Here is a 13654-nt window from a genome sequence, read left to right as displayed (position 1 = left end):
AACACTCATGAATTGATTATATATTTAAGGCCGCCGTTATATTCCTTGTAATTCATAAGGTGAATTCAGTTGCGTATTAATTATGAGGTTGGTTCAAAAAATAGATATTTCACACTCATTTATCGAACCAAAAAGTTAATGATCGACTTGAATACGTCAGGCTAAACGTACCAAAAACTCACGCAAGATACTGATAATATTGTAATTTATAAATTAACATCCATATAATAAAGCGCTGTTGTTAAGGGTAAGCTTAAGTAGTAAACTTGGCCCGATTGTGCAGCTTATGTTCACGCAATAGACGAGAGTTGTTGTTGCTCACTCTATGTAACGTTACATCAAATACTTAAAATAAATGTCCGGTGACTGGTGCCAGATCGAATAATAATCAATAAACCCAGGCTAGGCTAACTACATGAAATTAACGTCGTCTTTAGGCTCACTGTTAGCTAGCAGTCTGTCTATCGAAAAAAAACAACGAGCGCTAATAGAACTCGTTATTGGTGCTTATCAGCCACAAGAGCGCACAGTTCTTTTCCATACCGTAACAAACTATCGTAGAAACCAATTAGAATCACTCTTCTCTGAACACCAAAACAAGAGCTTCTCTGTATTATTTGATTTAATGGATTATCGAGATCTCATTCAGCGCTATCCAAGCACCTTATCATCCGAGATAATTCAACTTGAAGCAGTCGTAGGCCAGTGCTACATGCATTGGTTAGAATTTTGGTGTGAGTGTGAAATTGCCGTAATAAAAGCAAAGTCACCATTAAAAGCCCCGCTCCACTCTTCTGTAGATCTCCCCGTTGAAGATAGTGCTTACTATGGTGCGATCATTGAACAGATAGAGAATGATCAACTTATCGTACAAACACCGAGTCACCCACAAGGAATGCCAATATGCGATGCTATCGCTTTGAGCAATCTTGAGGTATTCATCAAGGGTGAAAAATGGTTTGAGATGCTGCCTTTACTGCACCTATCTCAAACGGGTAAGCACTTTATTCTACTCAAGCACCCAGCCAGCGAAGCCTTTCCGACACTGGTTTCTTCTGCGCTCATTCAAGATTGGTCAAAAAATGAAACTTGGTTAAGTTACGCACCGCCGTTCAGTAATGAGCAATGGCAATACTGTTTACCAAGTCATGGTTACGATCAATTAGTAAAGTTACAGCTTTTCACGCCATCGACGCTCTCAAAATGTTACTCTTTGCCTGAATTTGATAACCAGTTCCAATTACAATTGACCGATGAGCGCGCTATTTGTGAAATCCTCCGCCTAACAGTAAGCGGGAATACCCAACAAAAGCTCTACTTCCTCTATCTCGCTCAAAAAGAGTTGATGAGCGTATTACACCAAGTTGGCTACAAAATCGGCTTCACCATTATTGAGCAACCTTTCATGCTTCAGTTTTATCAAGCTATCGACCCAAAAGCCTATTTCCACTCTGGATATTGCGAGTTAAATGGTGATGGTACAACAATTTATCGCGGGTTCTGGAATTTCGAAATGATGGTAAAAGTGTTCAGTGACACAGATTTTCGCCGTTACAAACACCGAGTTCGTGAAAGCAGAAAACTTGGCTCGATAGAAAAACCAAACTCTGTACATAAACCAAACTCGGTAAATAAGGATGAACATGTTTGATTTCGGCTTAGAAGCGGTCATCCACGCCAAAGCGATAACGCTTCTTGCGACGGTTGCTGTAGTCGTGATGTGGTTACTCTACTATTGCTATCGCCTTAAACAAAAGAACGAAGTGATCGCAGGTACACACCATGCACCTTACATCGCGTACTCGGTTTGTATTGTTGCGTGGATCAGCAGTAACGCCTACTTCCATTCCGACTTGTTGCCGGGTCTTGGTACTTCAGCCGCAATATTGGCCGCAAAAATTGCTAATCTTGCCTCGTTCTTTGCATTTGCCTTCGCCTACTACTTTTCGTGCCAACTCGCTGCAGAACAACGTAATGGTAAGGTCCACCTGTGGCAACAAGCTATTTTCGTTACTTTTACGGTCTACTCCTTCTTTATTAACTTAAGTCCGGGGTTAACCGTTGAAGATGTCACCATTACTGGCCCTAGCAAATTCGTTATTGAATTCGGTCCGCATACGCCATATTTTTTCATTGGAATGATTAGTTTTGTTGTTCTTACACTAAGTAACCTAATGGCCATGCGCGCCAACAGTAGCAAGCTCACATTAACTAAAACCGGCTACATGATTGCAGGTATCTTGGTATTCATGCTGTCTACCGCGACAATTCACCTCGGTATGACCTATTTTTTGCGTGATTTCTCACTCACTTGGTTGCCTCCAGCATTGTCTATTAGTGAAATGTTATTCGTTGGTTATGCCCTGCTAACCTCGCGCTTCTACAGTGTGAAGTATCTCGCCTACATGAGCCTCAACGCGCTGTTGGCTTGTGTTATTTTAGTGATACCTTTCGGCGCTATATTCATCCCATTGACCGACAACAATCAATGGCTAGTAGCAGTCCCAATCTGCGCACTTATTGGTATCACCTGGCATGTTCTCTACAAACGCGTGAGTCGCTATGCCTCTTTCTTGATTTACGGAAACCCAAAAACACCAGTCCAGCAAATCCTAGCTCTGGAAGAAGATTTCAAGCTCTCTATTGATGATGCGATGCGTCGCTTAGGCCACCTACTACAAATTCCAGAGGACAAGCTGCGGCTAATTAACAGTAACTACAATGAAACCCTCTACGAGGATTACCTTTCGACAAACAAGTCAGTTTTGGTGTTCGATGAACTTTCTGAGGAGCTAGGTTACACAGCGCCGATGAAACGCTCAATAAAAGCACTGTATGAAAAAATGCGTTCCAACAACACCGCCTTGGTGATGCCGTTGTTTGGCCAGGGTGAGTCGGTCACACACTTATTGGTCTCTTCACACAAGAGCAATGATCAGATGTTCTCTAATGAAGAGATCTCTGCGCTACAGACCTTATTAACTCGTGTACAAAGTACCATCGAAGCAGATAAGCGCATCCGACAAAGCCGTGCACTTGCTAATTCAATTGCTCATGAAATGCGTAACCCACTCGCCCAAGTACAATTGCATTTTGAAGTATTAAAACAGCACATTGATAATCAAGCACCAGCTAAACAAATCCAACTTGATATTGAGAGTGGTCAAGCTGCCATCCAACGTGGACGACAGTTGATTGACATCATCTTACGCGAAGTCAGTGATAGCTCACCAGAGCATGAACCAATTACGGTGACCTCTATTCACAAAGCCGTAGATCAGGCTGTAAGCCACTATGGTTTCGAAAATGAGAATATTATTGAGCGGATTCGTTTGCCACAACATGATGATTTTGTTGTAAAATTGAATGAGACCTTATTTAACTTCGTTATTTTTAACTTAATACGTAATGCGATCTATTACTTTGACTCCTATCCAGATAGCCAAATTGAGATCAGCACCAAAACAGGGGCTTACGAGAACGTCCTCACATTCCGTGATACCGGCCCGGGCATTGACGAAACCATTTCTCACAAGATCTTCGATGACTTTTTTTCTCACCAAAAAAGCGGTGGTAGCGGCTTAGGCTTAGGTTATTGCCAACGCGTTATGCGCTCATTTGGTGGCAGAGTTGAATGTCAATCTAAACTTGGTGAGTTTACTGAGTTCAAGTTGTATTTCCCGGTTGTGCCTAACGCTCCCAAAGCAGCAACGCTGCGTACACCTTACTTCAATGATTGGAAACAAAACCAAACAACAGCAGAAGATAAAGCCAAAGCCGACGTTCACTTAGTAAAACAAGCCGGAAGTGGTAGCCAAGCACCGACAGTACTCATTGTCGACGACAAAGAAGTACAACGTACGCTTGTTCAAATGTATTTAACTCGACTTGGGGTTAACAGCATACAAGCAAAAAACGGTGAAAATGCCATCGAGCTGTGTAGAACGAACCAAGTAGACTTGATCTTAATGGATGTGCAAATGCCAGTCATGAATGGCTTTGACGCAAGCCAAGTAATAAAGGCTCGTTCGCCCCATGTACCTATCATTGCTCTTTCTGGAGAGTCAGGACAATACGAATTAGATATGATACGTAAATTGATGGATGGCCGCCTAGAAAAACCTACTTCATTAGGTGCACTACAACATGTGCTCGACAAGTGGTTAAGCAATTACGTTAAGCCCGACGCTTTTAAAGTCACAGAAAGTGATTAGTGATGGCGCTAATCATTTGGCACAAGTAACCAATTAAATACATGACTTAATGAACGATCCAGTGGTTAGCTAACATCCCTTCAAGCTTCGAGAGTGTTACTTGAAGGGATTTAATTTAAGTAACAACAAGATAGCCTTCATGTTAAGGCCGATATATATATTATGATTAAAATATATATCATGACTTAACATTAACTACACTACTTTGTTATTGACTTGATAACTTTTCAATAAAGCAGAGTCCAATTTTTTATTTTTCGCTACATACATGGCCTTATCAGCTGAATTAATAAGTTGCTCGTAGCTATCACCGTCATCGGGATAGTAGGATATACCGATACTTGCACCCACTTGGTAATCATTACTTTCAATAGAAACTGTTCGCATTATAGCGCTAACTAATTGTGTTTTTTTGTCTAATACTGACTCTTTATCATCAAGCAAATCTAGACCAATAACAAATTCATCACCTCCGTATCGACTGACAAGATCGGTACATCGAGTATTTTCTCGCAAGCGTTCGGCTACCTTAACTAAAACTTGATCACCAATTCGGTGTCCGTGATTATCATTTATAGATTTGAATTTATCCAAATCTATAAACAGAACTCCTATAATTCTTCCCGTTCGTTGGGCTCTTGATATCATCGCCTTAAGGTTCTCTTCAAAGGAACGTCGATTCATCACTCCGGTTAAGGAATCGTGACCAGACAAATATTCCAGTGCAACCTTTTGCCGTTTAAGCTCTAGTGTTTGTTTATTAACTTCATTTTCCAATACAGATTTTGTCACTACATTTTGCTCTAATTCTTCACTCATAGTATTGAAAGCTTCACCTAAAGAACTAAATTCTAGGTCAATATTGGTACATTCTATCCGATGAGAAAAATCGCGAGCCTTGATCTTCATTATCCCTTCAGATATAGCTGTCGATCCTGTCCGGAACTTTCTAAGCAAACGGTAAGAGATTGCTGTGATAGCGAAAAAAAACAGAGCGAGTAATCGCGTAATATCAATGATTGTATTTTCGGTCCTCTTCTCCGTTTGTAATAACTCTCTTTTTTGCTGGGTCGCTAAGTGTTCATGTATGTTTTGTATTAACATGTTATATCGAGCGTTTAGTAATGCACGCCTTTGCATCAGGGAGTTTGAATCTCGAATCGAATTTTTTACAACTATTTGAAACTTCTTGTCTTGCTCTATCAATTCTTCAAGTTGGGTATTTAGCAATTTGATTTTTTTTATTTGAGGTTTTGGGATATTAGATTCTTCTATACCAAGAGAAAACTTGGCCTGCTGATTAACTAAGTTATTATAACTCTTATTGTCTTGATACTCTAAGAATAGCCATAATTGCCCTTGTAGAGAACTGACTTCTCTTTGAAGATTAACAAGCTGGTTTTGGTTATTAGTAGCAACGATATGGCTGTTGTAGAGGTCATAAAGCAACCATGCCGTCGAAAAAGCCATCACCACGCTAATACCGAGTAAAATTTTCATCTTAAATATTAAAGAATGAATCATTCAATGACTCCACTTGTTTGAAGATCAATATACGCGGTATTGTCAATAAATGATCTAACGTCTATGGGCTCTCCTTCTATTATTTTTCTCTCTGAGGCCCACCTCGCTTGTAGCTGTAGATTTGAAAGCAAAGTATAACCGTTAGTTAATTCAAATATGTAATCCCCCCACGCCCACTTAACCTGCTGAGGGTCAACTCCTAATTCATTTGAGATCAACGAAATACTTTCACTAGGATGCTTTTCAATCCATTGAGTAGCTTGGTAAATTGCAGATAAAATTTCTTTATCTGTCGAGCTTAATATGGTTCTAGGCGATTTTGCGAGTAAATTGAAAGAAAGTTGATAAATACCCTTTAATCCTAAATCAATGACAGGCGTCGTCGATAATAACGAAGCTTTATATCCATATGGCTCCCAGACGGATATGGCATCAACTTGAAAAGAAAGTAAAGCGGGTACCATTTCATGAGGTTCAAGATATACTCTTTCAACATCGAGATCCTGAAGTGCATTTGATATTAAGAGAAAATCAAAATACAGTTCGCTGGCACTTGATTTGATAATTCCAACTTTTTTCCCTGATAATTCTTGAAGGCTATTTATCTTCAATTGATCAAGGGTCAGTAGTTTTATATCATTGCTCGAAGTAACGAAGCTTGAAAGTATTAATATATTATTGTATTGATGCTGATTAAATAGAGCAACAGTTCCAGACGCCGTCGCATAGTCCACAGTATTATTTTGAAGTAAATTTGCGCAATTTACGCCACCTTCGCATGGGATGAGTTCGACATCGATATCGTTATCAACGAAAAAGCCCAACCTTTCTGCTATAAACAAAGGTGTACTAAGCGGAGTTAAAGAAACGGCAATTTTTACCTTGGGAATATGGCCTGTTTGGATTGTTCTGCTTGCAGCAAAACTCGACCATCCACAGATTAAGGTGGCAATCACAGCAACTATAATCCCTTTCATTTTTAAAGCCCTGCAGTAACTTATCGTATAATTTCAATCTTAGACTACAAAAAACGAGGAAGCTATATCTACCCAAATCTAGATTAGATTTTGTATTGGCTATGTAGTTGTGAGAATTGATGAACATAACCCTCAATAACGTGGCGGCTTGACTTGCACATCACAGATTTCAGTTATTGAGGGTAGATGTATACCAAACACCCCAATCTCAAGACCAAATGCCGAAATCGTTCAGAAACAGAATACCGATAGTTTTCACCATATCCGCCTAGGTGAATCGCTCGAAGATGTCGATGAACTATTGGTATACGAAGTGATGACGCAAAATTGTGTTACGCATACTTCAATATCAAAGAAAGCAGAAAAATATACAGTTTTAGCGAGATAAGTGAATTACAACAACCGGTTCTTATATTGTTCAGGGGTACTTCCCGAATACTTTTTGAACATTGAAATGAACGGGCTCGCTTGGTTATAACCTAAAGTTAGTGCTACTTCTTTGACTGATTGGCCGTTTCTCAACAAATCCATAGAGTACAAGTAGCGTACTCTCAATCGCCACTCCGTAAAACTCATCCCTAACTCACTCTGGCAGTGTCGTGACAAAGTACGCTCTGTCGTGTGTACTTTTTCTGCCCAATCTTTTAAGGAAATATCATCAGTCGGGTTTTCTTCTATAGCGGATAGGATCGGCGCTAAGTATTTGTTGTCTGTCGATGGTAAAAAATGATGCTCAACCTGACGCTCAGCCAATTGATCCAGTAAGACTTGGATTAGTCTTTGGTCTTGCTCGCTCTCAGCAATATTGATGCTTCTCTGACGAAAGTCATCAATGATCGAAGACACAATGGGAGTGATTGTTATTAAGCTTGTTTTTTCAGGCAAGTGATGAGTTAACTCACGAGCGATGTTCAGTGAACAGTAGTCCAATGGCTTACGGTTGTAACTACAGTGCGTCACCCCTGCAGGTACCCAAATAGCTAAATGTGGTGGTGCTAGGAAGCGAGTATTTTCAGCTTCCATTTCAAGAATTCCACCGCTAATCAACTGCACTTGCCCCCAAGGGTGGCTATGTACACGAGTTTCGGTGTTCGATAAGAACGCTTCGAAATTCATAAATACGTTGGATGGTGCCTTATCAATTGATAAGGATGGGTGAAGGTTTCTCGAGTGTTTTTTCAATCTTGTCTTCCTATCGCGCCTGATGTCTTTTTAAAGATATCTATAAGTATAACGACCTGTCAAACTAGCCACATCAAATCATTTGCAACGGAACTAACATGTATTACCTCTTACCATTTTTTACGGTCTGTATATGGGGCGCAAATGCAATCGTCAATAAACTTGCAGCAAGCGCCATTGAACCTAGTGCAATGAGTTTTTACCGCTGGTTCATCGCGATGTTAATCCTTACTCCTTTTTGTATACGTTCAGTGATAAAACAATGGGCAATAATCAAACCTAACCTACCTAAGCTTGCTTTCCTTGGCTTTTTAGGCATGGCGATGAACCAATCTCTGGGTTATTACGCGGGTTTAACGACAACCGCTTCTAACATGGCATTGATCACTTCTTTGGTACCATTGTTCAGTGTCTTCTTGAGCGTTCCTTTGCTACACAAATCGATTTCGCGCTTAAGTATTATTGGTGGTGTATTGTCATTGTCGGGTTTGGCACTCATGCTTGGTAAAGGAGACCCTCTGTTCTTCATTCACCAAGAACTCACTCAAGGTGATGGGTACATGCTGATTGCAGCACTCGTTTACGCTTCTTATTGTGTTTTGCTAAAACGTTGGAAAATGCCAGTTAGCAGCGGAGTTGTGATTTATGTTCAAGGTTTGTTTGCCGTAGCGATGTTGACTCCACTTTGGTTGACAAGTAAGCAACTAATACCATCACAGCAAGCCATCCCGCTCATAGCTTACGCTGCGGTTGCTGCTTCTATTCTCGCGCCATGGATGTGGGTGAAGGCGATTGACACCATAGGAGCAGATTCCAGTGCGATGTTTATGAACTTAATGCCTGTTGTCGCGATTGTACTGGCTGCTACATGGTTAGGTGAAGAGATTAATCAATTCCATATCATTGGCGGTGTGATGGTGATCTCTGGTGTTATTCTCGCGCAAATTAAAAGAAAACCGATACTTGAAGCGCCTTTGCCACAACAAAGCTAAGCTCGTTTTAGCTCGGTTAGATTAGTGAAAACACTTTCATCGACATTTCCTCAGTACCTGCTCCGTTAGCCACAGTGAGCTTTTGCAACAAGTTCACAAGGTGGGAGAATCAACTTGAACGTGTAACGTAATTAAGAAATCACTTAATGTACTTTTAACATGAATACCTTTACAAGATTGAAGTTAGTACCAAGTGTAAATAAGTAATTACCAATCAATATTCCGAAAGGCAAAACTCACGTAAAGGATCTATACTTTGTAAAAGAGTAAAAGATGAGCTGATTAACAAAACAACCTGACTACCACTTTAGTGGTAAATAAGCTAGAATCATTTAAACTAAACCAGACAAACAGCGGTTAGTTGGCAAATATAAAAAGGTACCAATATGAGTATCTAACGGCTTAAAAACACCTAGCATCGCGCTAGGTGTTTTTTCTTCTTCTCAGCTTACTCACAAGATAGCCACCTAGCGTTTACCTCTCGCCTCCCATCCCAATAGACATCAATATTCACCGGTTTGTCATCTGTTTGAAGAAATAGTCTTAACCGTGAAATTATCCGCTTTAACTTATGTCATCTTAAGTATATTGTTACTGGCAAGTAACAAGCATGTTATGCAGAACAATAATAATGAAGGAAGGAAGGAAGGAAGATAGATGAGCAGTAACAATAGCCAAAAAAATGGTAAACGAGACGTTATACTGCGTTTTTTAGCTGAGCCTGGGGACGTGAACTTTGGTGGTAAGGTTCATGGGGGAGCAGTAATGAAATGGGTCGATTTAGCGGCTTATGCCTGTTCTGCAGGGTGGAGTGGTAAGTATTGTATAACAGCCTATGCCGGCGGTATTCGATTTGTCGCACCAATCCATGTAGGCAACTTGGTGGAGGTCAGCGCGAAGGTAATCTACACGGGGTCATCTTCAATGCATATTGCAATAGACGTTCAAGCGAGCGATCCAAAAGACCTTAACAACCGCCTGACGACTCACTGTATTGTTATAATGGTGGCTGTAGATGAAAATGGCACTCCAACTAAAGTGCCTGAATGGGTTCCTGAAACACCAGAAGACATCGAGTTAAGAGATTCTGCTATTCGCCTAATGAAAATGCGAAAACAAATTGGCGAAGAGATGGAAGCGCACGTGAAGTACCTTAAATAAGGTCATGCTACCCTACATAGATTTATTAATATGCCAAGCACATGCTTGGCATTTGTGTATCTAATACCCCACACAAATAAAACCGCTACAAATTCAATGTTGTCGATAAAGCGTGATATTCAGCCAAAGGTTGGAATGATTTAACGCTGGTTCACTGATTTATTTTGACTGTAATAAAGTCGTCATTTTGCTCTGATTAAATACCACCACTCATAATAGATTGTATTTTATTTCCCCGGAGCCAAACTTGAGCGTGACACCCCCTACTCTTAGCGAAGCTACACTGAACAACTTGAAGGCGGTTGAGTATCAATGGGTTAGAACGTTGTACGTCGAAGGCTACGACAACAGTGAAATTAACCACTATATCCAGACTTGTTTCGGCGGTGACCCAACGTTTGCGGATTTATTTCGTCGCGTAGCACTCGATCAAGAAAGCATCTATGTGTTGTTGCAACATTTGGGTTGCGCGCCTTCGAGTCGAGAGTTTTAGCTTCGAAAGCTCAAAGTTCATATTCTATAACTATCAATCTTAAGTTGGCCTGAGCGCTGAGTTTCGGCCATTAGCCATTCACTATTGCTTTAGCTCCATTCCATAACCCTGAATTATAACTCCTTAAGATTCACAACTGCCTTCCGTCTCTATACACACTTTCTATGCAACCTGGGGATTCGTTGCATGCAAATAATTGAAGTATCACGCATTGGATTATTAGTAATATGTCAATATAACAACAGCTCCTTATACTGATGAGCCTGATTTGTGAGACTCGTTCATTTTTCAAGTAAGAAGATTGAAGTAGGAAAGAGTTGAAAGAGAGATGACTCGAAGCTTTGACGAGTAAAGCTGACATAAAAAGCAAAAAGTAGCAGGCATAAAAAAACCCAAGTAAGTACCTGGGTTAGAGTTACAAAAACCACTAATCATTAATAGCGTAAGGAACCTGATTAGTAGCCAGCTATGCGTAACCTGAGGGTTATTTTTATTACTGATCGGCGGCCAAACCAAATGATGTAATAAAAATGCCAATATAGAGCGACCTAAAGGTCGCTCTTTTCTTTCTTATAGGCTACAGCTTATCCTTTTACACCACCTGCCGTCAAACCGCCAACTAACCAACGTTGAGCAAGTAAGAACACGATAGTAATCGGAAGTGCTGAAAGTACAGCCGCTGCCGCAAAGTCACCCCATAGGTAGTTCTGAGGGTATAGGTACTGCTGCATACCTACCGCTAGCGTGTAAGAGTTCACATCGGTTAACAGGATAGATGCTACTGGCACCTCACCCACTGTCGCGATGAAAGATAGGATAAACACAACCGCTAGGATTGGCACAGACAGCGGTAGTAGAACCAGTCTGAATGCTTGCCAAGGCGTTGCACCATCAAGAGCTGCAGCCTCTTCCAGAGAGTTATCAATCGTTTCAAAGTAACCCTTAATCGTCCATACGTGCAGTGCAATACCACCTAGGTAAGAGAAGATTAGACCACCGTGTGTGTTCAAGCCTAAGAACGGAATGTATTGACCAAGTTTGTCGAACAGCGCGTAGATTGCTACTAGAGCCAGTACTGCTGGGAACATTTGGAAAATCATCATCGCTTTCAGGATAGTTTCTTTACCTTTGAAGCGCATACGAGCAAATGCGTAAGCCGATGTCGTTGACAGTGCCACGATTAAAATCGATGTAACACCTGCCACTTTAATCGAGTTCCATAACCAAGTCAGTACTGGGAATGGAGGTGGCGTTACCGAGCCATCTGCGTTCACCACTGACATACCCAATGCTAGCTTCCAGTGCTCCAATGATGGGTTATCTGGAATCAAACTACCGGTTGCGAAGTTACCTTCACGGAACGAGATCGCGATGATCATCAATAGCGGGAAGATAATCATTGCCAAGAAGCACCACAACACTGCATGCGTTGCCCACACTCGGTATTTAAGGCCTTTACCTTGTACCATAGCCATTGTCGTGCTCCTTAATCTTGAGACAGTTTAGTGAAACGAAGGTTTAGTAACGCGAGTGCACCAACCAATAGGAAGATAAGCGTTGCGATTGCACTTGCTAGACCAAAATCTTGACCGCCGCCACCTTCGAATGCAATTCGGTACGTGTAGCTTACAAGCAAGTCTGTGTAACCAGCAGGCTCAGAAGTGCCAATCATATTCGGTCCACCATTCGTCAATAGTTGAATCATTACGAAGTTGTTGAAGTTAAACGCAAACGCTGCAATCAATAGCGGTGTTAGCGGCTTAATCATCAATGGGAACGTAATGCGCTTGAAGTTATCAAGGAAATTCGCACCATCAATTGCTGACGCTTCGTACAAGTCATCAGGAATCGCTTTAAGCAGACCCATACATAGAATCATCATGTAAGGGAAACCTAGCCATGTATTAACCATCAACACCATGGTTTTCGCTAAGATAGGGTCTGAGAACCAGTTCGGGCTTAAGCCGAATATATTCTCGAGCACCATGTTGATCTCACCAAAGCTTTGGTTGAATAGACCCTTAAAGATAAGAATCGAGATGAACGCGGGTACGGCGTAAGGCAGAATCAGTAAAACACGATAGATAGAACGACCTTTCAGCTCTTCCCATTGCACGATGTTTGCTAGCACTAGGCCGATAACAAGCGTGAACGCTACGGTACATACCGAGAAGATAACCGTCCAAATAAAGATGCTGATGAAAGGTTCTTTGATGCCATCATCTTTCCACACACGTTCAAAGTTATGCGTACCAATGCTAACTACAAAACCAGGAGAGATTGTATTACCTGTAAACTCACCGTTTGCATCAACAGGCTGGTAGAAACCCACATCCATATTTGGCTTGAGAACTTCACCCGTTTCATTGTTGATTAACGTTTCTTGATCGTCTTGTAGCGTGTAAAGCGGAGCAACAGAAGCAAACTTACGTAAGCCGCTCATTCGGATGTCATCACCGTTTGGTAAATTAAAATCAACACCACTGATCGCTGCTCGGTTTTGGATGATCGCCTTGATCTTCTCTTTCTCACCTTGCGCAGATTCGATGACAGATAGGTCCATCTCTGACGATGTCATATTGTCTAGAGAAAATACATCAGTCGCTAATAGCTGGTCGCCATCTTTTACGACGATCTGGTGACCATCACCTGTTTTGTACAAAGTAAATGGGTAACTCTCACCGCTTTGGAAAGAACGGTCTAAAAGAACGGTTTGAGTACGCTCTAGAGAAAGCTGGTTTTTCGCGCTGTAGTTAGTAAACGCAAGCCCTACGGTGTATGCCAAAGGGAAAAGAATGAACAAGATCATTCCGGCAATACCTGGGTAAATATAACGGTGGGCGTAAGTTTTTTTACTGCCAAAAATGTAAAGTGCCAAAGCCGTTAAGATCACTGTAAGCAGCGCAAAAGCGAGCTCACCGCGAGAATACATAAGAATTGTAGCGTAGCCGTTTATTAAGCCAACGCTACCAAGCAACCCCCATTTGATGAAGACGCTTTTACTGCCTGGAAGGCTTGATGGTGCTGGGATAGCATCTGTACCTTGAACTGACTGCATAGAGGAACCTGCTAGCGATATAGATAAAAAATAGAAAAGTAAGGAGAGGTTAC

At 41.2% G+C, this 13654-nt stretch carries 10 protein-coding genes; 5 read left to right on the top strand and 5 right to left on the bottom strand.

Annotation, left to right across the window (positions count from 1 at the left end; translation table 11 throughout):
• The first annotated feature begins 415 nt into the window (after nucleotides 1–415).
• The gene (locus tag ACED48_RS01700; protein ID WP_017057922.1) at nucleotides 416–1651 is read left to right on the top strand and encodes an acyl-homoserine-lactone synthase; all 1236 of its coding nucleotides are present in this window, start codon (nucleotides 416–418) and stop codon (nucleotides 1649–1651) included.
• On the top strand, nucleotides 1644–4214 hold the full coding sequence (locus ACED48_RS01695) for a hybrid sensor histidine kinase/response regulator (RefSeq protein WP_017057921.1): 2571 nt from the start codon (nucleotides 1644–1646) through the stop codon (nucleotides 4212–4214). The genes ACED48_RS01700 and ACED48_RS01695 overlap by 8 nt, the downstream gene beginning before the upstream one ends.
• A gap of 195 nt (nucleotides 4215–4409) precedes the next feature.
• Here ACED48_RS01695 and ACED48_RS01690 read toward each other — a convergent pair whose 3' ends face one another.
• The 3 genes from ACED48_RS01690 to ACED48_RS01680 all read right to left on the bottom strand — a co-directional run bounded on the left by ACED48_RS01690 (nucleotide 4410) and on the right by ACED48_RS01680 (nucleotide 7897).
• Entirely contained in the window at nucleotides 4410–5738 is a 1329-nt protein-coding gene (locus tag ACED48_RS01690) for a GGDEF domain-containing protein (RefSeq protein WP_017057920.1), read from the bottom strand.
• Nucleotides 5735–6715 carry an ABC transporter substrate-binding protein gene (locus tag ACED48_RS01685; protein ID WP_017057919.1) on the bottom strand — a complete coding sequence of 327 codons (981 nt, stop codon included), beginning with the start codon at nucleotides 6713–6715 and terminating at the stop codon, nucleotides 5735–5737. Before ACED48_RS01685 ends, ACED48_RS01690 begins: the two co-directional genes overlap by 4 nt.
• Before the next feature lie 393 nt (nucleotides 6716–7108).
• Nucleotides 7109–7897 (bottom strand): helix-turn-helix domain-containing protein, encoded by a 789-nt coding sequence (locus tag ACED48_RS01680; RefSeq protein WP_029627205.1) that lies wholly within the window; start codon nucleotides 7895–7897, stop codon nucleotides 7109–7111.
• A gap of 98 nt (nucleotides 7898–7995) precedes the next feature.
• Between ACED48_RS01680 and ACED48_RS01675 the strand changes: the two genes are divergently transcribed.
• The 3 genes from ACED48_RS01675 to ACED48_RS01665 all read left to right on the top strand — a co-directional run bounded on the left by ACED48_RS01675 (nucleotide 7996) and on the right by ACED48_RS01665 (nucleotide 10543).
• A complete protein-coding gene (locus ACED48_RS01675) occupies nucleotides 7996–8889 on the top strand; it encodes a DMT family transporter (protein WP_017057917.1) in 894 nt (297 codons plus the stop codon).
• Between the two features lie 657 nt (nucleotides 8890–9546).
• Nucleotides 9547–10050 (top strand): acyl-CoA thioesterase, encoded by a 504-nt coding sequence (locus tag ACED48_RS01670; RefSeq protein ID WP_017057916.1) that lies wholly within the window; start codon nucleotides 9547–9549, stop codon nucleotides 10048–10050.
• A gap of 247 nt (nucleotides 10051–10297) precedes the next feature.
• Nucleotides 10298–10543 carry a hypothetical protein gene (locus ACED48_RS01665; RefSeq protein ID WP_017057915.1) on the top strand — a complete coding sequence of 82 codons (246 nt, stop codon included), beginning with the start codon at nucleotides 10298–10300 and terminating at the stop codon, nucleotides 10541–10543.
• A gap of 584 nt (nucleotides 10544–11127) precedes the next feature.
• Here the strand turns inward: ACED48_RS01665 and malG are convergent.
• The gene (gene malG / locus ACED48_RS01660) at nucleotides 11128–12018 is read right to left on the bottom strand and encodes a maltose ABC transporter permease MalG (RefSeq protein ID WP_017057914.1); all 891 of its coding nucleotides are present in this window, start codon (nucleotides 12016–12018) and stop codon (nucleotides 11128–11130) included.
• Nucleotides 12019–12029: 11 nt separating this feature from the next.
• Complete coding sequence (gene malF, locus ACED48_RS01655) at nucleotides 12030–13601, bottom strand: maltose ABC transporter permease MalF (protein ID WP_017057913.1); 1572 nt, start codon at nucleotides 13599–13601, stop codon at nucleotides 12030–12032.
• Nucleotides 13602–13654 lie beyond the last annotated feature (53 nt).

The organism is Vibrio sp. 5S239, assembly GCF_041439575.1.
GTDB classification, from domain to species: Bacteria; Pseudomonadota; Gammaproteobacteria; order Enterobacterales; family Vibrionaceae; genus Vibrio; species Vibrio kanaloae.
The sequence above is the reverse complement of the archived record's forward strand: the minus strand, read 5'-3'. Positions and strand labels throughout refer to the sequence as shown.

Bases quoted from the DNA above. Each gene is read 5' to 3' on its own strand.
- ACED48_RS01700 (WP_017057922.1), top strand. From the start codon at position 416: ATGAAATTAACGTCGTCTTTAGGCTCACTGTTAGCTAGCAGTCTGTCT.
- ACED48_RS01695 (WP_017057921.1), top strand. From the start codon at position 1,644: ATGTTTGATTTCGGCTTAGAAGCGGTCATCCACGCCAAAGCGATAACG.
- ACED48_RS01690 (WP_017057920.1), bottom strand. From the start codon at position 5,738: ATGATTCATTCTTTAATATTTAAGATGAAAATTTTACTCGGTATTAGC.
- ACED48_RS01685 (WP_017057919.1), bottom strand. From the start codon at position 6,715: ATGAAAGGGATTATAGTTGCTGTGATTGCCACCTTAATCTGTGGATGG.
- ACED48_RS01675 (WP_017057917.1), top strand. From the start codon at position 7,996: ATGTATTACCTCTTACCATTTTTTACGGTCTGTATATGGGGCGCAAAT.
- ACED48_RS01670 (WP_017057916.1), top strand. From the start codon at position 9,547: ATGAGCAGTAACAATAGCCAAAAAAATGGTAAACGAGACGTTATACTG.
- malG (WP_017057914.1), bottom strand. From the start codon at position 12,018: ATGGCTATGGTACAAGGTAAAGGCCTTAAATACCGAGTGTGGGCAACG.
- malF (WP_017057913.1), bottom strand. From the start codon at position 13,601: ATGCAGTCAGTTCAAGGTACAGATGCTATCCCAGCACCATCAAGCCTT.